General features: G+C 63.7%; 28 protein-coding genes and 2 tRNA genes. 23 read left to right on the top strand and 7 right to left on the bottom strand.

From position 1 onward, the window contains the following. The first annotated feature begins 99 nt into the window (after nucleotides 1-99). Nucleotides 100-1,374 carry an ATP-dependent Clp protease ATP-binding subunit ClpX gene (gene clpX, locus G7Y85_RS01665; protein ID WP_166250892.1) on the top strand — a complete coding sequence of 425 codons (1,275 nt, stop codon included), beginning with the start codon at nucleotides 100-102 and terminating at the stop codon, nucleotides 1,372-1,374. 130 nt (nucleotides 1,375-1,504) lie between these two features. Next, the gene (locus G7Y85_RS01660) at nucleotides 1,505-1,900 is read left to right on the top strand and encodes a thermonuclease family protein (RefSeq protein WP_166250890.1); all 396 of its coding nucleotides are present in this window, start codon (nucleotides 1,505-1,507) and stop codon (nucleotides 1,898-1,900) included. 3 nt (nucleotides 1,901-1,903) lie between these two features. Here the strand turns inward: G7Y85_RS01660 and G7Y85_RS01655 are convergent, their stop codons facing one another. Beyond that, the gene (locus G7Y85_RS01655; protein ID WP_166250888.1) at nucleotides 1,904-2,797 is read right to left on the bottom strand and encodes a LysR family transcriptional regulator; all 894 of its coding nucleotides are present in this window, start codon (nucleotides 2,795-2,797) and stop codon (nucleotides 1,904-1,906) included. A gap of 156 nt (nucleotides 2,798-2,953) precedes the next feature. Here G7Y85_RS01655 and cysC point away from each other — a divergent pair, with 156 nt between their 5' ends. The 18 genes from cysC (at nucleotide 2,954) to G7Y85_RS01565 (ending at nucleotide 13,777) form a co-directional block, all read left to right on the top strand. Beyond that, nucleotides 2,954-3,574 (top strand): adenylyl-sulfate kinase, encoded by a 621-nt coding sequence (gene cysC / locus G7Y85_RS01650; protein ID WP_166250886.1) that lies wholly within the window; start codon nucleotides 2,954-2,956, stop codon nucleotides 3,572-3,574. Nucleotides 3,575-3,603: 29 nt separating this feature from the next. Next, nucleotides 3,604-4,800 (top strand): sulfate adenylyltransferase, encoded by a 1,197-nt coding sequence (gene sat / locus G7Y85_RS01645; protein WP_166250884.1) that lies wholly within the window; start codon nucleotides 3,604-3,606, stop codon nucleotides 4,798-4,800. A gap of 102 nt (nucleotides 4,801-4,902) precedes the next feature. Next, nucleotides 4,903-5,883: a DHH family phosphoesterase gene (locus tag G7Y85_RS01640; RefSeq protein ID WP_166250882.1), complete on the top strand. Its 981-nt coding sequence runs from the start codon at nucleotides 4,903-4,905 to the stop codon at nucleotides 5,881-5,883. Nucleotides 5,884-5,980: 97 nt separating this feature from the next. Then, nucleotides 5,981-6,056 (top strand) — tRNA-Ala (locus G7Y85_RS01635). 15 nt (nucleotides 6,057-6,071) lie between these two features. Continuing rightward, a tRNA-Glu gene (locus G7Y85_RS01630) sits at nucleotides 6,072-6,147 on the top strand. A gap of 167 nt (nucleotides 6,148-6,314) precedes the next feature. Then, nucleotides 6,315-7,559 (top strand): tyrosine-type recombinase/integrase, encoded by a 1,245-nt coding sequence (locus G7Y85_RS01625; protein WP_166250880.1) that lies wholly within the window; start codon nucleotides 6,315-6,317, stop codon nucleotides 7,557-7,559. Nucleotides 7,560-7,569: 10 nt separating this feature from the next. Beyond that, complete coding sequence (locus G7Y85_RS01620; protein ID WP_166250878.1) at nucleotides 7,570-7,803, top strand: hypothetical protein; 234 nt, start codon at nucleotides 7,570-7,572, stop codon at nucleotides 7,801-7,803. A 100-nt stretch (nucleotides 7,804-7,903) separates the two neighbouring features. Beyond that, the gene (locus G7Y85_RS01615) at nucleotides 7,904-8,218 is read left to right on the top strand and encodes a DUF3077 domain-containing protein (protein WP_166250876.1); all 315 of its coding nucleotides are present in this window, start codon (nucleotides 7,904-7,906) and stop codon (nucleotides 8,216-8,218) included. Next, complete coding sequence (locus tag G7Y85_RS01610; protein WP_166250874.1) at nucleotides 8,215-8,577, top strand: hypothetical protein; 363 nt, start codon at nucleotides 8,215-8,217, stop codon at nucleotides 8,575-8,577. The genes G7Y85_RS01615 and G7Y85_RS01610 overlap by 4 nt, the downstream gene beginning before the upstream one ends. Before the next feature lie 103 nt (nucleotides 8,578-8,680). Beyond that, nucleotides 8,681-8,962, top strand: coding sequence for a type II toxin-antitoxin system HigB family toxin (locus tag G7Y85_RS01605; RefSeq protein WP_166250872.1), 282 nt, complete (start codon nucleotides 8,681-8,683; stop codon nucleotides 8,960-8,962). Further along, nucleotides 8,950-9,387 (top strand): helix-turn-helix domain-containing protein, encoded by a 438-nt coding sequence (locus G7Y85_RS01600; RefSeq protein ID WP_174839728.1) that lies wholly within the window; start codon nucleotides 8,950-8,952, stop codon nucleotides 9,385-9,387. Before G7Y85_RS01605 ends, G7Y85_RS01600 begins: the two co-directional genes overlap by 13 nt. Nucleotides 9,388-9,427: 40 nt before the next feature. Continuing rightward, on the top strand, nucleotides 9,428-10,084 hold the full coding sequence (locus G7Y85_RS01595; protein WP_166250870.1) for a hypothetical protein: 657 nt from the start codon (nucleotides 9,428-9,430) through the stop codon (nucleotides 10,082-10,084). 61 nt (nucleotides 10,085-10,145) lie between these two features. Further along, nucleotides 10,146-10,523 carry a helix-turn-helix transcriptional regulator gene (locus tag G7Y85_RS01590; protein WP_166250868.1) on the top strand — a complete coding sequence of 126 codons (378 nt, stop codon included), beginning with the start codon at nucleotides 10,146-10,148 and terminating at the stop codon, nucleotides 10,521-10,523. After that, on the top strand, nucleotides 10,523-10,855 hold the full coding sequence (locus G7Y85_RS01585; protein WP_166250866.1) for a hypothetical protein: 333 nt from the start codon (nucleotides 10,523-10,525) through the stop codon (nucleotides 10,853-10,855). Before G7Y85_RS01590 ends, G7Y85_RS01585 begins: the two co-directional genes overlap by 1 nt. 143 nt (nucleotides 10,856-10,998) lie before the next feature. Beyond that, nucleotides 10,999-11,880 carry an LvrA C-terminal domain-related protein gene (locus G7Y85_RS01580; protein WP_166250864.1) on the top strand — a complete coding sequence of 294 codons (882 nt, stop codon included), beginning with the start codon at nucleotides 10,999-11,001 and terminating at the stop codon, nucleotides 11,878-11,880. Beyond that, nucleotides 11,877-12,926 (top strand): DnaB-like helicase N-terminal domain-containing protein, encoded by a 1,050-nt coding sequence (locus tag G7Y85_RS01575; protein WP_166250861.1) that lies wholly within the window; start codon nucleotides 11,877-11,879, stop codon nucleotides 12,924-12,926. Before G7Y85_RS01580 ends, G7Y85_RS01575 begins: the two co-directional genes overlap by 4 nt. 344 nt (nucleotides 12,927-13,270) lie before the next feature. Continuing rightward, entirely contained in the window at nucleotides 13,271-13,528 is a 258-nt protein-coding gene (locus G7Y85_RS01570) for a hypothetical protein (RefSeq protein WP_166250859.1), read from the top strand. 33 nt (nucleotides 13,529-13,561) lie between these two features. Then, on the top strand, nucleotides 13,562-13,777 hold the full coding sequence (locus G7Y85_RS01565; protein WP_166250857.1) for a DUF4224 domain-containing protein: 216 nt from the start codon (nucleotides 13,562-13,564) through the stop codon (nucleotides 13,775-13,777). Nucleotides 13,778-13,838: 61 nt separating this feature from the next. Here G7Y85_RS01565 and G7Y85_RS01560 read toward each other — a convergent pair whose 3' ends face one another. From G7Y85_RS01560 to ppsA, 3 genes are all read right to left on the bottom strand, one after another. Then, nucleotides 13,839-14,819, bottom strand: coding sequence for a hypothetical protein (locus tag G7Y85_RS01560; protein WP_166250855.1), 981 nt, complete (start codon nucleotides 14,817-14,819; stop codon nucleotides 13,839-13,841). Between the two features lie 934 nt (nucleotides 14,820-15,753). Continuing rightward, nucleotides 15,754-16,380 (bottom strand): ribonuclease T2 family protein, encoded by a 627-nt coding sequence (locus G7Y85_RS01555; protein WP_166250853.1) that lies wholly within the window; start codon nucleotides 16,378-16,380, stop codon nucleotides 15,754-15,756. A 5-nt stretch (nucleotides 16,381-16,385) separates the two neighbouring features. Then, a complete protein-coding gene (gene ppsA / locus G7Y85_RS01550; protein WP_241695961.1) occupies nucleotides 16,386-18,725 on the bottom strand; it encodes a phosphoenolpyruvate synthase in 2,340 nt (779 codons plus the stop codon). A 253-nt stretch (nucleotides 18,726-18,978) separates the two neighbouring features. On the opposite strand from ppsA, the gene ppsR reads away from it, so the two are divergent. The 3 genes from ppsR (at nucleotide 18,979) to recR (ending at nucleotide 22,231) form a co-directional block, all read left to right on the top strand. Continuing rightward, entirely contained in the window at nucleotides 18,979-19,800 is an 822-nt protein-coding gene (ppsR, locus tag G7Y85_RS01545; protein ID WP_166250850.1) for a posphoenolpyruvate synthetase regulatory kinase/phosphorylase PpsR, read from the top strand. A gap of 107 nt (nucleotides 19,801-19,907) precedes the next feature. Beyond that, nucleotides 19,908-21,590 (top strand): alkaline phosphatase D family protein, encoded by a 1,683-nt coding sequence (locus tag G7Y85_RS01540; protein WP_166250848.1) that lies wholly within the window; start codon nucleotides 19,908-19,910, stop codon nucleotides 21,588-21,590. Nucleotides 21,591-21,631: 41 nt separating this feature from the next. After that, nucleotides 21,632-22,231 (top strand): recombination mediator RecR, encoded by a 600-nt coding sequence (gene recR, locus G7Y85_RS01535; RefSeq protein ID WP_166250846.1) that lies wholly within the window; start codon nucleotides 21,632-21,634, stop codon nucleotides 22,229-22,231. A 41-nt stretch (nucleotides 22,232-22,272) separates the two neighbouring features. On the opposite strand, the gene G7Y85_RS01530 is transcribed toward recR, so the two are convergent. From G7Y85_RS01530 to G7Y85_RS01520, 3 genes are read right to left on the bottom strand one after another with little or no spacing between them, the layout of a single operon-like run. After that, nucleotides 22,273-22,608, bottom strand: coding sequence for a 4a-hydroxytetrahydrobiopterin dehydratase (locus G7Y85_RS01530; protein WP_166250845.1), 336 nt, complete (start codon nucleotides 22,606-22,608; stop codon nucleotides 22,273-22,275). A 43-nt stretch (nucleotides 22,609-22,651) separates the two neighbouring features. Further along, on the bottom strand, nucleotides 22,652-23,821 hold the full coding sequence (locus G7Y85_RS01525; protein WP_166250844.1) for a trans-sulfuration enzyme family protein: 1,170 nt from the start codon (nucleotides 23,819-23,821) through the stop codon (nucleotides 22,652-22,654). Nucleotides 23,822-23,837: 16 nt separating this feature from the next. After that, nucleotides 23,838-25,208, bottom strand: coding sequence for a pyridoxal-phosphate dependent enzyme (locus G7Y85_RS01520; protein ID WP_166250843.1), 1,371 nt, complete (start codon nucleotides 25,206-25,208; stop codon nucleotides 23,838-23,840). Nucleotides 25,209-25,276 lie beyond the last annotated feature (68 nt).

The raw sequence follows: 25,276 nt of genomic DNA, 5'->3' as shown, positions 1-25,276 counted from the left end.
ACGGTCGTCTTTGAATGGGCAGAGAGCCAAGTTTTGCAGAAAAATGACCCTGTGCTATACAGAGGTCGCCGGGCATCAGCGACCGGATGAGGATGTGAGATGACGAATGAAACACGGGGCGGTACGACGGCCCACAGCGGACGCGTCCTGTACTGTTCCTTCTGCGGCAAGAGCGAGCACGAAGTGCGCAAGCTCATCGCGGGCCCTTCCGTCTATATCTGTGATGAATGCGTTGACCTGTGCAACGACATCATCCGCGAGGAAGTCCACGCCAAGCCGCAGACCAAGGGTCTGCCGAAGCCGCACGAAATCCGTGCGGTGCTGGACGAGTACGTCATCGGCCAGGACACCGCCAAGAAAATTCTCTCGGTGGCCGTCTACAACCACTACAAGCGCCTGTCGCTGAAGGGCAGTGAAGGCGTCGAGATTGCCAAGTCGAACATCCTGCTGATCGGTCCGACCGGTTCCGGCAAGACCCTGCTCGCGGAAACGCTGGCACGCCTGCTCGACGTGCCGTTCGCGATCGCCGATGCGACGACCCTGACCGAAGCCGGCTACGTCGGCGAGGACGTCGAGAACATCATCGCGCGCCTGCTGCAGAAGTGCGATTACGACGTCGACAAGGCCCAGCGCGGCATCGTCTATATCGACGAAATCGACAAGATCTCGCGCAAGAGCGAGAACCCGAGCATTACCCGCGACGTATCCGGCGAAGGTGTGCAGCAGGCGCTGCTGAAGCTGATCGAAGGCACCGTTGCCAGCGTGCCGCCGCAGGGCGGTCGCAAGCATCCGCAGCAGGAATTCCTGCAGGTCAACACGGCCGGCATCCTGTTCATCTGCGGCGGTGCGTTCGCAGGGCTCGACAAGGTCATCCAGCAGCGTTCCGAGCGCACCGGCATCGGCTTCTCGGCCGAGGTGAAGTCGGACAAGGACAGCAAGCACGCCAATCAGCTGATGGCCAAGGTCGAGCCGGATGATCTGATCCGCTTCGGCATGATTCCGGAATTCATCGGTCGTCTGCCGGTCTGCGCCGTGCTCGAGGAGCTCGACGAAACCGCGCTGATGTCGATCCTCAAGGAACCGAAGAACGCACTCGTCAAGCAGTACGCCAAGCTGTTCACGATGGAAGGCGTGCAGCTCGAAATACGCGAGGATGCACTGCGCGCGATCGCGCTCAAGGCCAAGGAGCGCAAGACCGGCGCGCGCGGCCTGCGCACGATCATGGAGAACATGCTGCTGGACGTGATGTACGACCTGCCGTCGATGGAAAACGTCAGCAAGGTGGTCGTCGACGAAGCGGTCGTGAAGGGCGAAGCCAAGCCGTTCATCGTCTATGAAAACAGTGAGCCGAAGCGCGAAAGCTCGGCGGCCTGACACGGCCGCCGCGAACGGCAAAAGGCCCCGCAAAGCGGGGCTTTTTTCGTTCTGCCGCTCGCTGCCGTGGCTGTTGCTCGGGTGGCTGTGCGCACCGTCCGCATACGCCTGGCATTGTCGGCAGGCCGACGTGCTGCGGGTTCATGACGGCGATACGCTGACGGTGCGCTGCGGCGACCACGCCGCCATGACGCTGCGCGTCGATGATATCGATGCCCCGGAACTGCAGCAGGCTTACGGCGTGGCGGCGCGCGAGGCCCTGGTCGAACATGTGCATGGACGGCCGATCGCCGTGACGTCCCGGGCGATCGATCGCTATGGCCGTACCGTTGCGCAGATCGACAACGATGCCGGCGATATCGGTCTGCAGCTGGTCGCCGATGGTCTGGCCTGGTGCGGCATGCGACCGACGCGCGCCTGTCGAACGACGCTGGCTGCGGCGCGCGCCGCCGGGCGCGGTCTCTGGGCGGCCCCCGATCCGCAGCCGCCGTGGCAATGGCGTCGCGATCATCCGCGCAGGGACTGATCGTCACGAGGTCGTCGTGGTCGCGTAGCGCAGGAACGGCAGGAAGGCCTCGAGCGACGGGCTGGGCCAGATGTTCTTCAGCTGCACGCGATACAGCGGGCGGCGGATGCGCAGGTCCTTGACCGGTACGACGACCAGCGTTCTTGCGCGCAGTTCGGTCTGCACGGCGAGCGCCGACAGGATTGCGAGACCGACACCGGTCGCCACCGTGTGCTTGATTGCCTCCGTGCTCGCCAGCGTCATCGCCGGCCGCACATCGAGCTTTTTGGACAGCAGTGCCCGTTCGGTGACGGCGCGCGTGCCGGAACCCGGTTCGTGCATCAGCAACGGCAGCTTCGCCAATTGTTGAAGGCTCAGTGCTGCCGCGCCCGCAGCCTGATGGTGCGGAGCGGCGATCAGCACCAGCTCGTCCTGTGCGAAGACCTGATAGTCGAGCACGTCGCTGCGGACGATGCCTTCGGCGAAGCCGATGTCGATCTCGCCGGCAACCAGCTTGTCCTCGATCGCCTGCGTGTTCTCGACCTGCAGTGCCAGCTCGACGCCCGGGTGCTGTTCGCGAAATGCGGCCAGCACCTGCGGCAGCATGTAGGCGCCGATCGTGCGGCTGGCGCCGATCGCGATGCGGCCACGCGCGAGCTGGCGCAGATCGCGCAGCGCCAGTTCGGCCTCGGCCTCGATGGCGAACAACCGATTGGCGAAGCCCAGCAGCACACGGCCGGCTTCGGTCAGGCGCATGCCGCGTGGCAGACGATGGAACAGGCTGACGCCGACGCTGCGCTCGAATTCGGCGAGCTGTTTGGACACGGCGGACTGGCTGATGTTGAGTCGGCGCGCGCCGGCGCTGACGCTGCTGCCGGCGGCAACGGCCTGGAAGATCGCGAGGTGATTGAGATTCATGTGCTCACGCCGGGCGAATTTTCATGCATGAATAAAAGAGAACTCATATTTTCATATATTGCATTTTAAATATGGAAAGCAAGCGCCTATGATGTCGGCCGTTCCGGCGTTTGGCCGGTAACGCCGTACCGCCCACGCAAAATCTCCCGAGCAACAATGACCGAACAGAAAGCTACCAACGTCACCTGGCACGAAGGTGAAGTGACCCGCGCCGACCGCAACCGCCTGCTCGGGCAGAAGGGCGCAACGATCTGGTTCACCGGCCTGTCCGGTTCCGGCAAGAGCACGGTCGCCGTTGCGCTGGAGAAGGTGCTGCAGTCGCAGGGACGTCTGGCCTACCGGCTCGACGGCGACAATGTGCGTCTCGGCATCAACAAGAACCTCGGCTTTTCCGCCGAAGACCGCGCGGAGAACATCCGCCGCATCGGTGAGGTGGCGAAGCTGTTCGTCGACGCCGGCGTGATCGTGCTGTCGAGCTTCGTCTCGCCGTACCGCGCCGACCGCGATCTGGTCCGCAAGCTGCACGATGACGCCGGCATCGACTTCATCGAGGTGTACGTCGACGTGCCGCTGGCCGAAGCCGAGAAGCGCGATCCCAAGGGCCTGTACAAGAAGGCGCGCGCCGGCGAGATCAAGAACTTCACCGGCATCAGCGATCCGTATGAAGCGCCCGAGCGGGCCGAGCTGGTGCTGCCGAGCCACCAGATGAGCCTGCAGGAAGAAGTCGAAGCCCTGCTGAAGCTGCTGGGCGCGCGCGGCATCCTGCCGGCCGCCTGAATCCCCGAACAGACAACAGAGACGACGACATGATCAAGCCCCACGGTTCCGATTCCCTGCAGCCGCGTTTTGTCTACGACACCGCCCGGCACGAAGCGCTGAGCAAGGAAGCGCAGTCATTGCCGAGCCTGCTGCTCAATTCGGCCGCCGCCGCCAACGCCGTGATGCTGGGCGCCGGCTATTTCAATCCGCTGTCCGGCTACATGAATCTGGCCGACGCGCTCAGCGTCGCCAAGGACCTGAAGACCACGTCGGGGCTGTTCTGGCCGGTGCCGATCCTCAACATCACGAAGGAGTCGGGGATCAAGGCCGGTGATCGCATCGCGCTGCGCGATCCGAACGTCGAAGGCAACCCGGTGCTCGCGGTGATGGACGTGCAGGGCGTCGAAGCGGTCAGCGACGAGCAGCTGCGCATGATGGCCAAGGAAATCTTCGGCAACCTCGACGAGAAGCACCCTGGCGTCAAGACCTTCCTCGGTCTCGGCAACACCGTGCTGTCGGGCCCGATCGATGTGCTGAACTTCAGCTACTTCCAGAGCGAGTTCCCGGACACCTTCCGTACCGCCGTCGAAATCCGCAACGAGATCGCCGAGCGTGGCTGGAAGAAGGTCGTCGCGTTCCAGACGCGCAACCCGATGCACCGCGCGCATGAAGAGCTGTGCCGCATGGCGCACGAGCGCCTCGGCACCGACGGCATCGTCATCCACATGCTGCTCGGCAAGCTCAAGGAAGGCGACATCCCGGCGCCGGTGCGTGACGCGTGCATCCGCACGATGGTCGACCATTACTTCCCGAAGAACACGGTGATGATCACCGGCTACGGTTTCGACATGCTCTACGCCGGTCCGCGCGAGGCTGTGCTGCATGCGCTGTTCCGTCAGAACATGGGCGCCGATTACCTGATCGTCGGCCGCGACCATGCCGGCGTCGGCGACTACTACGGTCCGTTCGACGCGCAGGCCATCTTCGACGAGAAGGTGCCGAAGGGTGCGCTGCAGATCGAGATCTTCCGCGCCGACAACACCGCGTTCAGCAAGAAGCTCGGCCGCGTGGTGATGATGCGCGAAGCGCCGGATCACGTGCCGGATGACTTCGTTGCGCTGTCGGGCACCAAGGTGCGCCAGATGCTCGGCGCCGGCATCGCGCCGCCGCCGGAATTCTCGCGCCCGGAAGTGGCCAAGGTGCTGATGGAGTACTACCAGATCGAAGACGCCAGGAAGGCCTGAGCGTAGCGGTCAAGCGGGCCGGGTTTGCTGCGCAAATCCGGCCCGTTCTGTTTGTGAAAGGCCGAAGAACCAGCGACGACGCACGCAGCGAGGATTCCCCCGATGGCTTTTATCGACGTATTCAATGGCGATGCCGACGGCATCTGCGCACTGACGCAGCTGCATCTCGCCGAACCGCGCGACGCGCGCCTTGTCACCGGCGTGAAGCGCGATATCGAGCTGCTCGATCAGGTCGAAGCCAGGGCCGGCGATCGCGTGACGGTGCTCGACGTCTCGCTCGACAAGAATCGCGAGGGCGTCGTGCGTCTGCTCGCCGCCGGCGCCGAGGTGTTCTATGTCGATCACCACTTCGCTGGAGCCATTCCCAACGATGGGCCGTCCGGTGACAAGCTGAAGACGATCATCAACGAGGCGCCGGATGTCTGCACGAGCCTGCTCGTCAACGGTTACCTGAAGAACCGCTTTCTCGCCTGGGCCGTCGTCGGTGCGTTCGGTGACAACCTGAAAAAGAGCGCCGAGACGATCGCCAAGGGTCTCGATGTCAGCGAAGCGCAGCTGCGCCAGCTCGAAGACCTTGGCACCTATCTGAACTACAACGGTTACGGCGAATCGGTCGGCGATCTGCACTTCGCGCCCGATGCGCTGTTCCGCCTCGTCAGCCGCCACGCGTCGCCGTTCGATTTCATTGCCGGCGATGGCCGCGAGCATTTCGAAAAGCTCGCCGACGGCTACCAGACCGACATGGCGAGGGCTGAGTCGACCCAGCCGGAAGCGGCATCGACCGCGCACGCCGCGCTGTTCATCCTGCCGGATGCGCCATGGGCGCGCCGCGTCAGCGGCGTCTACAGCAACGATCTGGTCAACCTGTACCCGGATCGCGCGCATGCCGTGCTGACCGAAAAAGCCAACGGCAATTACTTGATCAGCGTGCGTGCGCCGCTGAATCGCAAGAAGGGCGCGGACGAGTTGTGCCGGCGCTTTCCGACCGGTGGCGGACGTGCGGCAGCGGCCGGCATCAACGATCTGCCGGCGGCGCAGTTCGGTGAATTCGCGCGTCAGTTCACGGCGCAGTTCGCGGTCTGAACGGCTGCTTTCGCGACGACGACGAACTCGCGAAAAAGACCATCGAGAACAGGCTTCCCATCCCGCTTTCATTCGGTATAATGCGCGCCCCTGTAGTGGGGCTATAGCTCAGCTGGGAGAGCGCTTGCATGGCATGCAAGAGGTCGTCGGTTCGATCCCGACTAGCTCCACCAAAACAGGATTGCCTCGTCCCCATCGTCTAGAGGCCTAGGACATTACCCTTTCACGGTAAGTACCGGGGTTCGAATCCCCGTGGGGACGCCATAACTTCGTTCATAGACGTCCAAGAACGACCAGATAACCGCGCTAATGCGCGGTTTTTTGTTGGTTTCGTGTTTTTGGCTGTCCACCGGCGTCCACCGGCAGCCATTGCTTGACTGGCATAAGAATTGGCATAACTTGGCTGTCGGCCAGAGTTTCGCCAAGGAGTTATGCCAGTGCTGACCGACACCACCATCAAGCGTGCGCCCCGCAAAGACAAGCCGTACAACCTCTCTGATGAGCGCGGGTTGTTCATCGTCATCAACCCGGACGGCCGACACTACTGGCGTCTGCGGTATACCTTCGCCGGCAAGCGCAACACGCTGAGCCTCGGCGTCTTCCCTGATGTCTCGCTCGCGAGTGCTCGCCTGCGTCGCGACGATGGCCGCCGGCTGATAGCCCAGGGCATTGATCCCGCCCTGCAGCGCAAGGAAGAGAAGCTCGCCCAGGCCGAGGCCTCAGAGCAGACCTTCCGCGCTGTCGCCGAGCGCTGGCGCGAGCTGGAGCTCGCGAAGCACGCCAATCCGGACACGGCGGCTTTGGTCTGGCGCCGGCTCGAACTGAATGTGCTGCCCTACGTTGGCGATCGCCCCATCGCCAGCATCAAGATCGCGGACGTGATGCTGATGCTGGATCGCATCCGCGAGCGTGGTGCCGATGTCACCGCCCGGCGCGTCAAGCTCATCATCGGGCAGGTCTGCCGCTTCGCGATCCGACGCGGCCTTATGGAGCACGATCCGACCTATGCGCTGCGTGGCGAGAAGCGTGCAAAGGCCAAGAGCCACGCCGCGTTCACGAAGCCGGACGACGTAGCCAGGCTCATGACGGCGATTCACGGTTACAAGGGCTCGCCGATCGTCCGCGGCGCACTCGCTCTGTCGGCACTGCTGTTTCAGCGCCCCGGTGAAATCAGGCGCATGGAGTGGTCGGAACTCGACCTCGACGCCGCCGAGTGGAGCATCCCGATCGAGAAAATGAAGATGCGCCGGCCGCACCTCGTTCCATTGTCGGAGCAGGCCATTGCGATCCTGCGCGAACTGCAGCCGCTGACGGGGCATGGTCTTGGCTTGAAGCCTGATGCGCCGCGCTACGTGTTCCCCGGCGCCCGCTCACGTCTGCGCCCGCTATCCGAGAACGCGCTGCGGCAGGCGATGCGCACGCTCGGATTTTCCAACGAAGAGATGACGCCGCACGGCTTCCGCGCAATGGCGCGAACGATGCTCGACGAGATACTGCGATTCCGGCCTGACATCATCGAACACCAGCTTTCGCATGAAGTGCTCGACCCGAACGGGCGCGCCTACAACCGCACGTCGTTCCTCGATGAGCGCCGCAGGATGATGCAGGCATGGGCCGACTATCTCGACAGCCTGCAGCGTGGCGACAGCAAAGTTACGCCGCTGCGCGCAGCTTGAGGGGATCGACATGAACGAAGAAATCACGCTCGCCGATCCCGCTGTGTGCTGTGACGCAGCGATCAACGTTGCCCGTCGCATCGACGCCCTGGCGCTCGTGCTCGCCGCGGCGCTCGAGTCTCCGCGCAAAGCCGAAGCTGCGCATGCCGCGCCCGACGTGCTCACGGTGATTCGCATCGAAGCTCGCCGCATGCGCGAGCGTGCCGAAGATGCCGCGGCCGCGATCCGTCGAGCTGCAGACTGACAATTTTAAACCGTGCCGGTGCGGAACACCGGATCTGAGGCGGGCCGGTGGCGTTGTACGAGAACGTCGCCGGCCCTGACTCGCAACATGGAGAGAACCCATGACGCAAGCTGTGAAGAATGTTACTCCTGAGCCGGTTACGACGGCGCAAGTGTTTCGGACCGTCAATTGCGGTGATGTCAGAGGGCAGAGTTTCAAATTCCTGCTGGCCGTCAATGGCGGCGTTCCGATCGGCGAGGCGCTTCAGCAGGCCAGCAATCTTTCTGATCTTGCGGGCGACCTTGCACTTACCGCGGGTGGGGCTCTGACGGTTTCGACAGAACAGTACGCGTGCGCCGCGCATTTCCTGGCAGAGTGCGCAAAGGCGATAACGGATGCCTGTCAGGCGTACACCTTCGCGGAGGTGCAGTCATGAGCGCCGCCCTCGACGACTATCCGGAAGTGGTACGCATCGGCGCGCCGGCGTTCTGTGGCCGCACGCTCATCAGCGGTTCGTACTGCCAGTGCGGCGACCTGATCCAGCCGGCTGATTTGGTTGTTGCTGACTTCGACAGGCGGACGGTCACGACCGGCGGCGGAATCTATCTCTACGTCATCAAGGAGGACGGCGAGATCGTTTACTACGGCGCTCGCCCCATGACCTGCTGTGGCGATGGCGTGCGGATTGACGTGACCGGTCGCGGCGACTGGGAGACGTATCTGTCCGCTCAGGATGCCGGCTACGAAGTCGTCGGCTACGTCGAGACGGTCTACCGGTCGACGAGTATCCGCTGATCCGCACCACCGCGCCCGGTCTTCGCCGGCTGGGCGCGGTCTTTTTGAACATACGCCTGTATTGCGTATTGCAATTTATTACGTTCCGCAATAATATTCTCCTATGCACATCATCGCCAAGCGGACGCTTCGTGCTTTCTGGGATCAATACCCTGACGCCGAGGAACCGCTGACCCGCTGGCACGCGATCTTGGAGAAGGCCAGTCCCGCCGATTTCGCGACGCTCAAGGCGTTGTTCGGGTCGTCGGATTGGGTTGATGGCTACGTTGTTTTCGACGTCGGCGGCAACAAGTATCGCCTCGTTTGTGATGTGGTCTTTCGTTCGCAGACGGTCTTCATCAAGTACGTTTTCACACACGCGGAGTACGACAAATGGGCGCCATGAACAAAGCGGAACTGACTCGCATCACGCGCGGGTTCAAGGGCTTCGTGGAAGTCGCGGGCTTCGGTGCGATCCGCACCGAGGCTGACTACGACCGTGCGCTTGCGATTGTCGAGGCGATCATGGACGCCACGCGCGGCAAGCCGGAGCGCGAAAACGCGAAGCACCCCATGAATGCCCTGCTCGATCTGCTGACGCCGGCGATCGAGGAATACGAAGCCCGAGTGCATCCCGTCGCGGCAATGCCGCCAGGCGAAATCCTGCGCGGCCTGATGAAGGAACACGGCCTTCGGCAATCCGACCTTCCAGAGATCGGCAATCAGTCCGTCGTCTCGCAGATCCTTGCCGGCAAACGGCAGCTCAACGCGCGTCAGATCGGCGCCCTCGCCAAGCGGTTCAAGATGACGGCGGATGCGTTCCTGCCATGAGCCGCTCATCGCCCGATCGCCGATAGAGCCGTGACTGCGCGTGAGTAAGGCGAGGGCGAACGACGCGGCACACCTTGCCGAGTTGAAGAAGCGGGCAGCCGCTGGCGAGGAGCTTTCCGATGACGATGTCCGTGCCCTCATTGCGGAATCGTCGCGCGTCAATAAGCTTGTAGAAGATTTCGAGCACGATCTTGCCAGCGTGGAGTTGGAATGCAGCTACACGAAAAATCCGATTACAGGGGTAGAAGGTTTCCCCCTTCAATACAGCTATTCCGCTGACAAATTGATAACGCCTGAAGACCGCGCCGAACTTGGTCCGAGGAACCGTGGCCGCCCCAAGCTCGTCAGCTATGCACTCTTGGCGCTCGAGGTTGCTAGGGGGCAATTAAGCGGCGGCAAGGCCGTGAGAACATCCTACAAAGGTGGCGCAAAGAACACGCCTCAAAATGCGTTTCAGAAGTTCAAAGAGATCGTCGTTCCCGCCGCTAAAGAGAATGCCTTCGCGGAAGTCGAGGAAAAAACTCTGAAAGCGATGCGGTCGCTCGCCAGCCTCAACAATTGCGTTACAAGCGACGTGGCCCTCATCGCCTCCAACGCAGGTATCACAGCAGACGCATGCGAAGCTGCGATTACGTCCCTATCGAGCGAGGGGCGCATCACGGAAGTACAGGGAGGCTGGTTACTCGCGGTTGAATAATAGGGAAGTTGGCCAAAAAGTTGGCCTGATGATTCGTCTCGTAACCCGCAACGAGACGGTAATGAACGAAATCATCGAAGGGCCGTGCCGACCCCTAGCTTTCCGCGCTGTTCGCCGCCGCGACGTAGGTGACATTCTCGGTCGCGGTGACTCCACTGTTTCCTTGGATGTGGCTCGTGGCCTACTGCCGCCGCCGGCCAAGTACGGCCGCAATTCGTTCTGGCTTGAGTCGGAAATCATCGAGATCGCCGAAGCCCGCCTGAGAGGGGCGGCCGACGATGAAATCCGCGAGATCGTTCGTCGTCAAATCGCGGAGCGCGACACGCCGGAGCAGCGCGAGCTACGCATCGCCGACAGGCAGCGCGGAATCGAACTCGGGAAGCTGAGCGCTGCCGCGCGCAAGGCACGCCGAATTCAGTGTGCGGAGGCGATCACTTAATGGACGCCCTCAGCGAAAAAGCCGCCGGACGCGCCAACGTCCAAGCGGCTCAAGACAGCGTTTCGAGCCGAAAGCATAGCACCATGCAACGCCTCAGCGTTGCCGATGAACTCGACTTGGCCGAGCACGTCGAGATTGAGCAGCCGACTCGCCCAAAGAGCTTTCGCGATCGCGAGCAAGACGCGAAACGTCGACTGCGCGAAGCGATTCAGGCATCGGGCGTGTCGTACGGCACCGGCGTCGGCCTGTTCACGATGGCACATCACTTTGCCCAGGCGCACGCCGCGCGGTTGATCGCCGAGGGCAAGGAGACGGCTTATGAAGGCCGCTAATCGCGTCCGCAGGCGCCGCGTCCGCGCCGACTATGGCCGCTTCGAGTCGCTGAAGTCGGCCTGGCTAGCCGCTCACCCACGGGCAACGGCTGACGAGTATCAGGTGGCTATGCGGCGCATCGCGCGCGCATGCAGGGTCTGACATGAGCCGCACGTTCACGAAACTGTTTTCGAGCATCACCGAAAGCACTGTCTGGTGCGAGCCGTACCCGACGCGCATCCTCTGGGTGTCCATGCTCGCGATGGCGGATCGCAAAGGCGAGGTGTTCGCCAGCGTCCCCGGTTTGGCACGCCGCGCCGGGATCACGCTCGAAGAATGCGAGATCGCGCTCAAGACATTCGGGCAGCCCGATCGATACAGCCGCACACCCGATCACGAAGGCCGTCGCATTGAGAACATCGACGGCGGCTGGCGACTGCTGAACTACCTCAAGTACCGCGAGATGCGCGATGAGGAGGCCAAGCGCGAAGCAGACGCCGAACGACAGCGGCGTCTCCGAGAAGCTCAGCGCGATGCTGCGCTCGGTGAGTCGCATGCTGTCACGCCGCCCGATGAATGTCACGGTGAAGGCGTGACAAAGCGTGACAGTCACGGGTTGTCACGCGAAGTCGCCCAAGCAGAAGCAGAGGCAGATAACAGCAATACCCCCCTTACCCCCCGCAGGCGGGGGGACGTGCCGGCCGGGAAGGCGGACACGCGGCCCGACGGCTTCGCCGAGTTCTGGCTCGCCTATCCCCGCAAAGCCTCCAAACCCCACGCGCAAGCCGCGTGGCGGAAGCTGAGGCTCGACACGCAGGCGCTGCCGGCAATCCTCGCCGGCCTTGAGCGCGACAGGCGGTCGGATCAGTGGCGTCGCGACAATGGGCAGTACATCCCGCACCCGGCGACCTGGCTCAACGGCCGGCGGTGGGAGGACGAGGCGGCAGAACGTGCCCCGCAAGAAGGGCAGCCGCCGCGCGGTTTCTACGATGCGCCGACCTACAGCGCCGAGGACGTGCTTCGGGCCCAAGGGCTTCCGTCATGAGCCTTGTCAGCATCGAATCGGAAGCTGATGTGCTTGGCGGCCTGATGCTCGCCAGCCTGCAGGGTGAGCCTATGGCGGTGGAGCTCGCTGGCGTGCTCGGCGATGACGCGTTCGCCCGCGAGGATCATCGAGCGATCTACGGCGAGCTGCTTCGCCTGGCGCGCGCCGAGCAGCCACATGACGGCTTGGCAGTCGCCGAGGCGATGAAGGGGCGCGAAGACGGCATCATGTTCGCCGACATCGTTGGCTTGGCGCAGTACGCCACCGGCACGGCGAATCTCGAGCATCGCGCCCACTATCTCCGTGACCTGGCGAACCGCAGAGCCGTCGTCGCGGCCTGCCATGAGGCGATGACGGCAGCCGAGCATGAGGCGGCCAGCGACACCATCGCCATGCTGACGCGCAAGCTCGACGCCGTGCTCGCGACCGGCACCGCGAACGCCCTGAGCTTTCGCGAGGTCATCGACCGGACCGAGCAGCAGGCCGAGGCGCTGATTGCCGCCCGGCGGGCTGGCCGGGAGCTCGGCGTACCGTTCGGCATTCCCGCCGTCGATACGCTCACTGGCGGCATGCGGCCGGGCGAGTTGATCGGCATCGCGGCGCGCACGAGCATCGGCAAAACCGCACTTGCCAACCAGATCGCCGTTCATGCCGCGACCAATGTCGTTGGCGCTGCGATCGGATCATCGGCCGGCTACACGGCGGGCGGTCCCGTCGGTGCCGTGGTCGTCCCGATGCTGGGGCAAGCGGCGCGGAAAGGAGCACAGCGCGCCACCAGGCGGAACGTCGAGGAACTGCAGCGGCTCGTCGCCGCCGGCGCTCACCCGCGCTACATCGTGAACCGGTACGCCACGCTTGCCGGACCGCATGCGACGCCACAGGAGCTGTCGCAGTATCTGGTGGCCACGCCGCAGGCGGATCTGATGGATCTAGCGGCGAAGCTCAACACGCTGAAGGGGCCGAACCGGAAGCTCGCTAGTGATGCCTTGGGATTGACGCTCACGGGCAATGCCAGCGAGACGGCGCCCGCAGCTCAGGTGCCCTGACGCGGGCCTGAGCGAGCAGTACGCGCGCGAGGTGGGGGCTGCCCCTTTCCAGCGAAACGGGCGTACCCGTTTCGGAACAGTACGCACACGCATTCGAGGCTTGGGCTGATTCGCCGGACATTGCTGCAGTCGGACTCGCACGATACGCTTGAAGCGGCACGACCTCCTGACTCGGAAGAGATCCGCGTTCAGCGCCAGCGGCGGCGCCGATCCTCTCGCCGCTGGTTGTCTTGCTCATGCGATGCGCGCGAGCATCGAGGCCGAACGTCTTGGACGTTGGAGCAGGGGACGCAGGCGATGTCTGCGGTGCATCTGGCGCGGCTTCAGTATGCAGGAGTGTGGCAATGAGCACCGACAGCAAACCGAAGACGCGCGAAGAAGCGGACCGGGTTCAGCACGCCAAGAAGGTCGCGAAGGCGCAGCTCTATCCTCAGCCGGTGGAAGGTCTGTTCGTTCGTGCTCAAGGCGAGCCGCCGGAGATTGGAACGTTCACGCCGCCGCCCCCGTATCCGGTCAAATCGGCTGCTTTTCCGCAGAAGGAGACTCCGGCCCCGCCGTTTCTAAAAGACGGGATGGATTCTGGGTCAGCGTCAGAGCCGTGAGCTTCGTAATCAAAATAATGGGGAGGTGCTCAGATGTTCCTGACTGACGAAGAAATCGAATCACTGACGCGCAAGAAGCAGCACGCTGCCCAGGCGCGCGCGCTGGATGCAATCGGATTGAAGTACGCCATGCGTGGAGACGGTTCCCTCGTTGTGCTGCATTCTGCAGTTGAGGCATTGCTGAATCCCGACACCAAGCGCAAGCCAAAGCCCGCTATCCCGGAACCGAATTGGGATGCGATCCGGTAGTCGTGGTCCGGCGCCGCTGCCATCTTGCGGCGCCGGACACGATTCGCAGATCGACAATCGGCTAAGGTTGAGTTGTCGAATTGACGGCCTTTGCCTGCGACCATTTCAGAGACGTTTGCGTCGCGACGGACCGGTACCGGCGATTCTGCTGCGTGCCAAATGCTGCGCGTACAGCGTCGATCACTGGGGCGTGTAGCGATTCGAGATCACTGAACGGTTGATGCTTTGACCCCGCGACCGGTCCCATTGCAAAGAAGCTCCCCACGGACTCCAAATGGTCGTTCACCGAGCCGCGCACCACCTCGTAGATATGCCGTCGCATGCGCGAAATATCAGTGGTCTCGTCCTCTCCGGCCGCCCACGCCTTGCCGCTGTAGAGGTACAGCCCCTGAGGCGTCAGGCAGTCCGAGAGGCTTAAAGCGAGATCCAGTCCGACTGCATCCTGATCTGCGAGCGCTGGATGTTCCTCAACCGCCGCGGAAACGAGTTCTACGATGAGAATCGCGGTCGACGCAGGTAGGGTCGAAAACTTGACGCCATGACCGATCACGTCCAAGGACTCCAGAAGGTCAGCACCGCTCATCCCGCCGCTGGCCAGGGCGCGCCGGTTTCCGAGTTGCAACGCAGTCGGACTATCCACCGAACCATGTAGGCGGTGCTGCAGAACTGCACGACGGAAGGCAGTGTATTCCGGTGACCCGGATCTCTGGGTGGGCAATGCTGGCGCTTGCTGTTTGCTGGATTTCTCCAGCGAGGCGCGCAGGGTAGGCCAGTTTCGGAACCCGTCCGCTGCCGCAAGCAATTCCAACGTAGCTTGTGCGCCGAGGCGCTTCGGCGGGATGCTCAGCTCTGCTGCGCGTCGGACTACTCGGGCAGCCTGCTGCGCATTCGGAAGCTCGCCGCCGCGCGCGATCTTCAGCATCAGTTCGGCAGCTGCCTGATCAAAAGCAATGGGGTGGAAGTGGCCAAGCCGCACGGCATCAGCAACGGCGCGCGCTTGGGCGGTGTAACGACGTACAAAGGGAGAGGAAGTAGCAAACATGAGTCGCTCCTATTGATGAGGAAACGATGCCTTCGGGTTCTCGTTGCGACGGCTGTTTCCTCAAAAGGAAAGCGCTCATCTAGTGTGAATACCGGTTGCCCCATGGCCAGGTTCTGGCTGAGAACGGGAACGGCGCCGGTGGCCGCACATATACGGTGAACCAGCGGAGTTCTCGAGTCAAGAGAATGGGTGGCAGCCTGCTATTGCGCGGAGGGTGCCTTCAGGCGCTCGTCACGACGATGCCAATATCAAGGATTCGGCGAACCGGGCAGTGAGCGGCCAGCCGTACCGTGAAAAGGCCGATTGGCCGCGCAGACATCGGTGTTTTTGAGAGACCTGTGCGGCCCAGCGGGCTCACTCAATCCGCCGATTTGTCGACTTCGACGCGTCGTGACAGAAAGATGTTTGTCGCCTTCATTCCCGGAGTCGACGCATGGAACACTTTGACCCCCAGCTCGTAATCGAGCTCCTTCGATTTCTGAGCCTGCTATGCCGCATTGCGCGGGTGTATCGCGACTGGCGCAACTCGCGTAATTCCCGACGCCGCAGAAGGCGGCGCCTTTCGAAAGCTACGAAGAGTTTCTCGGGTAGAGGATTTCCGCCAGGCAGGTGCCGGCGATGACAGGTTGCGCAAGTGGGCTGTGCGGTCTTGACCGTTCGTCGGCCAGTTCGGGGAAGAATGCTCGCCACCTATCGCGAGCTGTGCCGATTCTTGACCTGAAAGAGGCGGCGCTTTTGCACGAACTGCACAAGAATCGCAGTAAGTCGGAACTGCACGCTTCGCGATCAGCTTATAAAGCAAGCGGTTAGGGCGTTTTTGTGCATTCCCGTGGGGACGCCATCATTTCTCCGATGATGGCGTCGATCCGGCGCATCGGCCGAATCGACTGCTCCGGTCATGCACGGGCATTGCAGGGCGTCGGGCGTACGTCGCCTATCGATTGCTGCGAACCATCACCTTGTTGCCGCAGTCGTTCTCGACGTTCGACGCGCAGGCGCGCGGATCGAGATCACGATCGAAACAGACGTGGATCTCGTCCAGCCAGTGACCGCGGCAGTCCAGCGCGAAGTCCTCGCCGGTGAAATCCGGGTTGGTCGACTTGAACGCCTGCAGCACCGCGTCGCGGCTGGTTTCGATGCGCTGTTCCGGAGCGTCATAGGCTCCCGGTATTTCGAGCTTGCGCCGAGCCCGTTCGACCAGTTCGAAGTAGTTCTGCTGATCGAGGCCGGAACAGCTTCCGTGGGTATTCCACTCGTGCTGGATCAGCTTTTCGCTGGCCATCATCGGCAGCATGCGGACCAGCAGATCCTTGGGAACCCGCGTGCGGTCGCCGCAGCTCGACGGACTGCGGCCGAGTTCGTTCTGCGGCTGCAGGCCCTGCACGACGAAATCGAGATGCTTCGGACATTGCTCGTCACCGATGTCCGCCGTGCAGTACTCCGGCGACCACGACAGCGTCAGCACCCAGTAGTCGAACTGTCCGGGCGTGCCGCCGGCCGGGGCGCCCGGGCTGCACAACAGGGCGCAGAGCGCGGCTGCCGCAAACCCGAGCGTGCGCATCGGGCCTAGGCCTTCTGCCCGGCGAGGAACAGCCAGGTTTCGACGACCGTGTCCGGGTTCAGCGACATCGACTCGATGCCCTCGTCGAGCAGCCAGCGTGCCAGGTCCGGGTGATCGGATGGCCCCTGGCCGCAGATGCCGATGTACTTGTTCTGCTTGCGGCAGGCGTCGATCGCCATGTGCAACATGCGCTTGACCGCTTCGTCGCGTTCGTCGAACAGATGCGCGATCAGGCCCGAGTCGCGATCGAGACCCAGCGTCAGCTGCGTCATGTCGTTCGAACCGATCGAGAAGCCGTCGAAATGTTCGAGGAACTTGTCGGCGAGCACGGCGTTGCTCGGCAGCTCGCACATCATGATCAACTGCAGTCCGTTGTCACCGCGCTTGAGGCCGTTGGCGGCGAGAATCTCGTTGACCTGGCGCGCTTCGTCGAGCGTGCGCACGAACGGGATCATGATCTTGACGTTGGTCAGGCCCATTTCGTCGCGCACGTACTTGAGCGCCCGGCATTCCAGCTCGAAGCAGGGCCGGAACGATTCGGCGATGTAGCGCGAGGCGCCACGGAAGCCGATCATCGGATTCTCTTCGTGCGGCTCGTAGCGCTTGCCGGCGATCAGGTTCGCGTATTCGTTCGACTTGAAGTCGGACATGCGCACGATCACCGGCTCCGGCGCGAACGCCGCGGCGATCGTCGCCACGCCTTCGGCGAGACGCTTGACGAAGTAGTCGACCGGTCCGCCGTACGGCGCGATCATCGGGTCGATGATGCGACGCAGTTCGGCCGGCTGCTTGTCGAGTTCCAGCAACGCCTGCGGGTGGATGCCGATCTGGCGATTGATGATGAATTCGAGGCGGGCGAGGCCGACCCCCTTGTTCGGCAGTGACGCGAAGTCGAACGCCTGTTCCGGCGTGCCGACGTTCATCATGATCTTGACCGGGATGTCCGGCATCTTGTCGAGCGCGATTTCGTCGACGGCGAAGTCGACGGCGCCTTCGTAGACGAAGCCGGTATCGCCCTCGGCGCAGGACACCGTGACCTTGCTGCCGTCCTTGAGCTTCTCGGTGACATCACCGCAGCCGACGACGGCCGGAATGCCGAGTTCGCGGGCGATGATGGCTGCGTGACAGGTGCGACCGCCGCGATTGGTGACGATGGCGCTGGCGCGCTTCATGATCGGTTCCCAGTCCGGATCGGTCATGTCGGTGACCAGCACGTCGCCGGCCTGCACACGGTGCATTTCGTCGATCGAGCTGAGCAGGCGCACGGCCCCGGCGCCGATCTTCTGGCCGATCGCGCGGCCCTCGGCGAGCAGTGCACCCTTGCTGCCTTTGAGCTTGTAGCGGCGCAGCACGTTGGCCGACGCGCGCGACTGCACGGTCTCCGGACGCGCCTGGAGGATGTGGAGCTGGCCGTCGACGCCGTCCTTGCCCCATTCGATGTCCATCGGCCGGCCGTAATGCGCTTCGATAATGAGGGCCTGGGCGGCGAGCGCCTCGACTTCGGCGTCGGTCAGCGAGAAGCGGTTGCGATCGTCCGGGGCGACCGGCGCGAACTCGATGGTCTTGCCGATCGTCTTGTCGGCCGAATAGATCAGCTTCTTGGCCTTCTCGCCGAGGCCGCGCTTGAGAATCGCCGGCTTCTTCGCTCGAATGTTCGGCTTGTAGACGTAGAACTCGTCCGGATTGACCGAGCCCTGCACGACGGCTTCGCCGAGGCCGTAGCTGGAGGTGATGAAGACCGCGTCGCGAAAGCCGGACTCGGTGTCCATCGTGAACATCACGCCGGCGGCGCCCTTGTCGGAGCGGACCATGCGCTGTACGCCGGCCGACAGGGCAACCGTCGAATGCTCGAACTTGTGATGCACGCGATAGGCGATCGCGCGGTCGTTGTACAAGGAGGCGAACACTTCCTTGATCGCATGCAGCACCTTGTCGATGCCGTTGACGTTGAGGAAGGTCTCCTGCTGACCGGCGAACGAGGCATCCGGCAGATCCTCGGCGGTCGCCGAGGAGCGCACCGCAACCGAGATTTCCTGGCCGGATTCGGCGACCAGCTGCTCGTAGTGGGAGCGGATGTCCTTTTCGAGATCGGCCGGGAAGGGTGCCTTCAGCACCGCCTCGCGAATCGCCTTGCCGGTACGCGCCAGTTCGGCGACGTCGTCGACATCGAGCTTGCCGAGCATGCCATTGATGCGATCGGCCAGACCTTCGAACGTCAGGAACTGGCGATAGGCATCGGCAGTGGTCGCGAAACCGTTCGGGACACGAACGCCGGACTGCGCAAGGTTGGCGATCATTTCGCCAAGCGAGGCGTTCTTGCCGCCGACGATTTCCACGTCGTGCATGCCAAGTTCGGAGTACCAGAGGACGTTACGGGTCACGATCGAATCTCGTTGATGGTAGGGGTTGTGCACGTTGTCCCTCAGGCCGGTGGCGAACCTGCGGACTATCTTTTCTTGACGCTGTCCTGAAGCTGAAGCCGGCGGGTCGCCTCGTGTCCGGCTGGCCGCGCGGGGCGCCAATGATAAAGGACCGGGCGCCCCGGCGCCTCACCGTGGCCGCTGGCGCGGCCGCGAAAAAGACCGGAAACTGCGAACCATGACCCAAAGATCTGTGTTCTTCGTCTCGGACGGCACCGGAATCACGGCCGAGACGCTCGGCAATACCCTGTTGACGCAGTTCGATGGCCTGGAGGTCGAAAAGACCACATTGCCGTTCATCAACTCCGCCGAACGCGCGCGCAGCATCGTCGACTACATCAACTTCGTCGCCACCGAGAGCGGCATCCGCCCGCTGGTCTTCAGTACCACGGTCAACGACGAGGTCCGCGAGATCCTGCGCAACGTCAACGGCCTGTTTCTCGATCTGTTCGATCACTTCATCCACGTGCTGGAAGCCGAGGTCGGGCAGGACTCCTCGCATGCCACCGGCCGCGCCCATGGCGGCGCCAATACGGCGCGCTACAACGCGCGCATCGCGGCAATGAACTACACCATGGAGCACGACGATGGCGCCTCGATGCGCGAGATCGCCAAGGCCAATGTCATCCTGATCGCGCCCTCGCGCTGCGGCAAGACGCCGACCTGTCTGTACCTTGCACTGCAACACGGCATCTACGCCGCCAACTTTCCGCTGACCGAGGATGATCTGGAACGCCAGCACCTGCCGAAGACCCTGCAGGGCCGTGAAGCGCTGTGCTTCGGGCTGATCATCGACGCCGAGCGCCTCGCGCAGATCCGCAACGAGCGTCGACCGGGATCGAAATATGCGTCGCTGGCGCAGTGCTCGTACGAGCTGCGTCAGGCGCAGAAGCTCTACGAGCGGCTCGGCATCCCGTTCGTCGATTCGTCGAACATGTCGGTCGAGGAAATCGCGGCCACCGTCATGCAGGAGAAGAACCTGCGCCGGCAGACGTTCTAGTCGGCCGACGCAGGCGGTCGGTCGTCAAACGACGGCAACATGACTGTCATAAGATCGACGCAACAGACGCCAGACCGGCGCACGGAATCTTTTCCCGGGGGCAATCGATGTCAGGACCACGCAAGCCGCGCCGTCGCGGCTATTCGCGCCGTGCATTTCTCAAGAAGGCCGGTCTGTCGTCGGCCGCCGTCGGCCTGCTGCCGATGCTGCCGGGCTGCGGGCATTCGGACGGACTGCGCAGTGGTGGCGCGCTCGAGTTCCGGCATGGCGTCGCCAGCGGTGATCCGCTCTCCGACCGGGTCGTGCTCTGGACCCGCATCAGCGGTGTCGCCAGCGACGCGACGGCGACCGTCGACTATGTCGTGGCGCGCGATCCGCAGCTGGGCGATGTCGTCAAGCACGGCTCCGTCCAGACCAGCGCGCAGCGCGATTTCACCGTCAAGGTGGACGCAACCGGGCTGCAGCCGGCGACGACCTACTACTACCGCTTCCATGCCGGCGATCTGCAGTCGCCGATCGGACGCACGCGCACCCTGCCGGTCGGCAGCGTCGATCGCCTGCGCATCGGTGTCGTGTCCTGCGCGAGTCTTGCGCACGGCTACTTCAACGCCTACGGGCGCCTGGCCGAGCGCGCGGATCTCGACCTGATCGTGCATCTCGGCGACTACATCTACGAGTACGGCAGCGGTCAGTACGGCAACCTGCGTGCCTACGAGCCGGAGCACGAGATCCTCACGCTCGATGACTACCGTACGCGTTACGCCCAGTACCGCGGCGAGGCCGAACTGCAGGCCATGCACCGCCAGCACGCGCTGATCAACATCTGGGACGACCACGAGACGGCCGACAATTCCTGGAAGGACGGCGCCTACAACCACAACGAAGGGGAGGGCGACTGGGCAGTGCGTGTCAGCGGTGCCCTGCAGGCCTTCTACGAATGGCAGCCGACCCGCGAACTCGACGCCGGCCAGCCGCGCAAGGACTATCGCAGTTTCCAGTTCGGCGATCTGGTGCAGCTGACCATGCTGGAGGAGCGGCTGCTGGCGCGTGATCAGCAGGTGCCGGGCGTCATCAATCTCGCCGATACGGAAATCCTGCTGCTGCCGATCGGCGAGGTGCAGAACGCCGACCGGCAGATGATCGGCAGCGAGCAGGAAGCCTGGCTGTCCGGACAGCTGCGCCAATCGCCTGCGAAGTGGAAGCTGATCGGACAGGGTGTGATGTTCGGCCAGCTCAAGATCGCCGGGCTGCCGAACCTCCTGAGCGGCGGTGTCTACGTCAATCCCGATCAATGGGACGGCTACCCGGCGGCGCGCGGCCGCGTTTTCGACATCATCGACGGTGGCGGCACCGACGCCGCGATCGACAACGTCGTGGTGCTGACCGGCGACATTCATTCGTCCTGGTGCATGGACCTGACGCGCGATCCGAACGATCCGCTGGCCCCGCTTGGCGGCTACAACCCGCTCGACGGCGCCGGTGCGGTCGCGGTCGAATTCGTCTGCACCTCGATCACCTCGCCGGGTCTGGATTCGTTTGCGCCGATCAAGCCCCTGATCCCGGTGCTGAACCCGCACATCAAGTACTCGGATTTCACCAGGAAAGGGTATCTGCTGCTCGATATCACGCCGCAGCGCGTGATCGGCGAGCACTGGTATGTCGACACGATCACCCAGCCGAGCACGACCGAGGCGTTCGGCGCTGCCTATCAGACGGCGGATGGCGACAACCACATGAGCGCCGCCGAGCAGACTTCGCCGCGCAGCGACGCGCCTGCCTTTGCACCCTGAAGGCGACGCGGCCGTATCGCCCGGCCGCTAGACTATCGGCCGTGAGCCAGTACAGTCCCCGTCTCAGCCGCCTGATCGATGCCCTGCGCCGTCTGCCCGGTGTCGGTCCGAAGTCCGCGCAGCGCATGGCCTTCCATCTGCTTGATCGCGATCGCGAGGCCGCGGGTCAGCTCGGTACCGCGCTCGGCGAGGCGCTGGCCGGCATCGGCCGCTGCCCGAATTGCCGCATGTTCAAGGAGGACGAGGCCTGTCGCTATTGCAGTGACAACCGGACGCAGAGCGGACAATTATGCGTGGTCGAAGGGCCGGCCGATCTGGTCGCGATCGAGCAGGGAACGGCCTACCGCGGCCGCTATTTCGTGCTGATGGGGCGGCTGTCGCCGCTCGACGGCATCGGCCCGGACGAACTTGGCCTGCCGCGCCTGGCGGAACTGCTCGACGAAGGCGCGATGCAGGAAATGATCATTGCCACCAATCCCACCGTCGAAGGCGAGGCGACTGCGTACTACCTCGCCGAAATGGCCAAGGCGCGCGGTCTGCGCGTCACGCGCATCGCCCAGGGGGTGCCGATGGGCGGAGAGCTGGAATACGTCGACGGCAGCACGCTGACGCATGCCTTGAGCGGGCGCCGCGCGGTCTGACGCATTTCGGTCGGAAGCGCGATGTGTGCGACCGGTATTGCTCAATCGAGCAGCGCGTCGATCCGGGCGGCGCAGATGAAATCGTTCTCGCTCAGGCCGCCGACCGCATGCGTCCAGTACGAGATCGTGCAGGTCTTGTAGCCGAAGCTGATGTCCGGGTGGTGGTCGGTGGTGTGCGCGATCCACGCGACCGCGTTGACGAACGCCGTGGTCTGCCAGTAGTTGTCGAATTCGAACGCGGCTTCGATCGCCTTGCCGTCGCGGCTCCATTTCCAGCGCGCGTTGACCTGATCCTTGAGTTTGCTGGCGGCAGCGAGGTCGAGCGGCGGCACGCCACCCTCGCAGGGCTTGCAGCGTCGTTCTGCCAGTTCGCTCATGTCATCGGTTCCGGATTGCTGGGCCGCGATTCTAAAGCAGTCTTCAGCCTTGCAGTGCGGCAGCGAGATCGGCACGCAGGTCGTCGAGCGCTTCGACGCCGACCGACAGGCGGCACAGCGTGTCGCTGATGCCGAGTGCCGCGCGCGCCGGCGCCGGCACACTGGCATGGGTCATGATTGCCGGGTGTTCGATCAGGCTCTCGACGCCGCCCAGCGATTCGGCCAGCGAGAACAGCCGGCAGCGTTCGAGAAAACGCCGTGCGTCGGCGAGCGTGCCTTGCAGCTCGATGCTGATCATGCCGCCGCTGCCGCGCGGCATCTGCCGTTGCGCCAGCGCGTGTTGCGGATGCGAGCTCAGACCGGGGTAATGCACGCGTGCGACGCTCGGATGCGATTCCAGCCACTGCGCGAGCTGCAGGGCGTTTTCGCAGTGCCGCTGCATGCGCAGCGCCAGGGTCTTGACGCCGCGCAAGGCGAGGAAGCTGTCGAACGGACCGGCGACCGCGCCGACCGCGTTCTGCAGGAAGCCGAGTTGTTCGGCGAGTTCGGAATTGTCGCCGACCACGAGCATGCCGCCGACCACATCGGAGTGGCCGCTGATGTACTTGGTTGCGGAATGCATGACGACATCGAAGCCATGTTCGAGCGGACGTTGCAGATAGGGGCTGGCGAAGGTGTTGTCGGCGGCGGCAATCAGCCGGTGCCGTCGCGCGATGGCGCTCACCGCGTCGAGATCGACCAGCTTGAGCATGGGGTTGGTCGGGGTCTCGACCCAGATCATCCGCGTGTCGGCGGTGATGGCCGCTTCGATGTTCTGCGGATCGCGCATGTCGACGAAGCTGAAACGCAGGCCGGCCGATTTTTCCCGTACGCGCGCGAACAGGCGATAGGTGCCGCCGTACAGATCGTCGCTGGCGATGACGTGTGCGCCGCTCGGCAGACTGTCGAGCAGGGTCGCGGTCGAGGCCAGGCCGGATGCGAACGCGTAGCCGTGGCGGCCGCCCTCAAGGTCGGCCACACAGCGCTCGTAGGCGAAACGCGTCGGATTCTGCGAGCGCGAGTACTCGTAGCCCTGGTGCACGCCAGGCGAGGTCTGCACGTAGGTCGAAGTCTGATAGATGGGCGGCATGATCGCGCCGGTGCTCGGGTCCGGATGCTGGCCGGCATGAATGACGCGGGTGGCGAACGCGGCTGGCCTGGCGTCATCGGTCATGGTGGATTCCCCGGTGCTACACGAGTTGCTTGCGCAGATAGTTGAGCAGGTCGATGCGCGTGATCAAGCCGACGAAACCCTGCGCATCGGCCACGATCGCGACGTGATCGCGGGCGAATACCGGCATCAGTTCGGCGATCGGTGCATCCGGCGAGACGGTTTCCAGTTCACGAACCATGGCCGTCGCGATCGGGTCGTGAAAGCGCGCCGGATCGAGTGCGACGTGCTGGACCAGATCGGTTTCGTCGACGATGCCGGCAATCTGCTCGCCGTTCATCACCGGCAATTGCGAGACGTCGAACAGTTTCATGCGCCGGTAGGCGTGCAGCAGGGAGTCCTCGGGCGTGACCGTGACCGCCGAGCCTTCGGCGTAGCGGCGCACGATCAGGTCGACGACGCTGCCGGCCTGCGGTCGGTCGAGCAGCCCCTGCTCGAACAACCAGCTGTCGTTGTACATCTTCGACAGATACTTGTTGCCGCTGTCGCAGACCAGGGTCACGACCCGTTTCGGCGCGGTCTGCGCTCGACAGTAGCGCAGCGCCGCGGCGAGCAGGGTGCCGGTGCTGGAACCGCCGAGGATGCCCTCGCGACGCAGCAGCAGGCGCGCTGCTTCGAAGCTCTCGCGGTCGTCGATCTCGAAGGCCTGCTTCACGCCATCGAGCCTGCAGTTCGGTGGCACGAAATCCTCGCCGATGCCTTCGATCAGCCAGCTGCCGGCTTCCTTCTGGATCCTGCCGGTATTGACGATGTCGGCGAGTACCGAGCCGCCGGGGTCGGCCAGCAGCATCTCGACATGCGGCGCGACGCGCGCGAAGTAGCGCGACAGGCCGGTCAGCGTGCCGCCGCTGCCGACACCGACCACGACCGCATCGAGCATCTGCTGCATCTGCGCCCAGATCTCCGGGCCGGTGCTGGCTTCATGCGCGAGCGGATTGGCGGGATTGGCGAACTGGTTGACGTAGAAACTGCCGGGGTTCTCGCGACTCAGGCGTTCGGCGACATCCTGGTAGTAGTCCGGATGACCCTTGCCGACGTCGCTGCGCGTGATGCGGCAGTCGGCGCCGAGCGCGCGCAAATGCAGGACCTTCTCCTGCGCCATCTTGTCGGGTATCACCAGGATCAGCTTGTAGCCCTTCTGGCTGGCAACCAGCGCCAGGCCCAGGCCGGTGTTGCCGGCCGTGGCTTCGATCAGTGTGCCGCCGGGCTGGATACGACCTTCGCGCTCGGCGGCTTCGATCATCGACAGGCCGATGCGATCCTTGATCGAGCCGGTGGGGTTCTGGTTCTCGAGCTTGGCAAACAGCCGGCAGCAGCCGGTGTCGAGGTTCTTCAGTTCGACCAGCGGCGTATTGCCGATCGTCTGCAGGATCGCTCCTTCGTGGGCCATGGCCGTCTCCTCGGCGTCATGCACGATCGCTTCACGATAACATCGCGTTCCTCACCGCGAATGAAAGA

The organism is Solimonas terrae (assembly GCF_011067135.1).
Taxonomy (GTDB): domain Bacteria; phylum Pseudomonadota; class Gammaproteobacteria; order Nevskiales; family Nevskiaceae; genus Solimonas; species Solimonas terrae.
The sequence above is the reverse complement of the archived record's forward strand: the minus strand, read 5'-3'. Positions and strand labels throughout refer to the sequence as shown.

Coding starts and splice junctions, on each gene's coding strand:
- clpX (WP_166250892.1), top strand. CDS start 100: ATGACGAATGAAACACGGGGCGGTACGACGGCCCACAGCGGACGCGTC.
- G7Y85_RS01655 (WP_166250888.1), bottom strand. CDS start 2,797: ATGAATCTCAATCACCTCGCGATCTTCCAGGCCGTTGCCGCCGGCAGC.
- cysC (WP_166250886.1), top strand. CDS start 2,954: ATGACCGAACAGAAAGCTACCAACGTCACCTGGCACGAAGGTGAAGTG.
- sat (WP_166250884.1), top strand. CDS start 3,604: ATGATCAAGCCCCACGGTTCCGATTCCCTGCAGCCGCGTTTTGTCTAC.
- G7Y85_RS01640 (WP_166250882.1), top strand. CDS start 4,903: ATGGCTTTTATCGACGTATTCAATGGCGATGCCGACGGCATCTGCGCA.
- G7Y85_RS01625 (WP_166250880.1), top strand. CDS start 6,315: ATGCCAGTGCTGACCGACACCACCATCAAGCGTGCGCCCCGCAAAGAC.
- G7Y85_RS01620 (WP_166250878.1), top strand. CDS start 7,570: ATGAACGAAGAAATCACGCTCGCCGATCCCGCTGTGTGCTGTGACGCA.
- G7Y85_RS01615 (WP_166250876.1), top strand. CDS start 7,904: ATGACGCAAGCTGTGAAGAATGTTACTCCTGAGCCGGTTACGACGGCG.
- G7Y85_RS01610 (WP_166250874.1), top strand. CDS start 8,215: ATGAGCGCCGCCCTCGACGACTATCCGGAAGTGGTACGCATCGGCGCG.
- G7Y85_RS01605 (WP_166250872.1), top strand. CDS start 8,681: ATGCACATCATCGCCAAGCGGACGCTTCGTGCTTTCTGGGATCAATAC.
- G7Y85_RS01600 (WP_174839728.1), top strand. CDS start 8,950: ATGGGCGCCATGAACAAAGCGGAACTGACTCGCATCACGCGCGGGTTC.
- G7Y85_RS01590 (WP_166250868.1), top strand. CDS start 10,146: ATGAACGAAATCATCGAAGGGCCGTGCCGACCCCTAGCTTTCCGCGCT.
- G7Y85_RS01585 (WP_166250866.1), top strand. CDS start 10,523: ATGGACGCCCTCAGCGAAAAAGCCGCCGGACGCGCCAACGTCCAAGCG.
- G7Y85_RS01580 (WP_166250864.1), top strand. CDS start 10,999: ATGAGCCGCACGTTCACGAAACTGTTTTCGAGCATCACCGAAAGCACT.
- G7Y85_RS01575 (WP_166250861.1), top strand. CDS start 11,877: ATGAGCCTTGTCAGCATCGAATCGGAAGCTGATGTGCTTGGCGGCCTG.
- G7Y85_RS01570 (WP_166250859.1), top strand. CDS start 13,271: ATGAGCACCGACAGCAAACCGAAGACGCGCGAAGAAGCGGACCGGGTT.
- G7Y85_RS01565 (WP_166250857.1), top strand. CDS start 13,562: ATGTTCCTGACTGACGAAGAAATCGAATCACTGACGCGCAAGAAGCAG.
- G7Y85_RS01560 (WP_166250855.1), bottom strand. CDS start 14,819: ATGTTTGCTACTTCCTCTCCCTTTGTACGTCGTTACACCGCCCAAGCG.
- G7Y85_RS01555 (WP_166250853.1), bottom strand. CDS start 16,380: ATGCGCACGCTCGGGTTTGCGGCAGCCGCGCTCTGCGCCCTGTTGTGC.
- ppsA (WP_241695961.1), bottom strand. CDS start 18,725: ATGCACGACGTGGAAATCGTCGGCGGCAAGAACGCCTCGCTTGGCGAA.
- ppsR (WP_166250850.1), top strand. CDS start 18,979: ATGACCCAAAGATCTGTGTTCTTCGTCTCGGACGGCACCGGAATCACG.
- G7Y85_RS01540 (WP_166250848.1), top strand. CDS start 19,908: ATGTCAGGACCACGCAAGCCGCGCCGTCGCGGCTATTCGCGCCGTGCA.
- G7Y85_RS01530 (WP_166250845.1), bottom strand. CDS start 22,608: ATGAGCGAACTGGCAGAACGACGCTGCAAGCCCTGCGAGGGTGGCGTG.
- G7Y85_RS01525 (WP_166250844.1), bottom strand. CDS start 23,821: ATGACCGATGACGCCAGGCCAGCCGCGTTCGCCACCCGCGTCATTCAT.
- G7Y85_RS01520 (WP_166250843.1), bottom strand. CDS start 25,208: ATGGCCCACGAAGGAGCGATCCTGCAGACGATCGGCAATACGCCGCTG.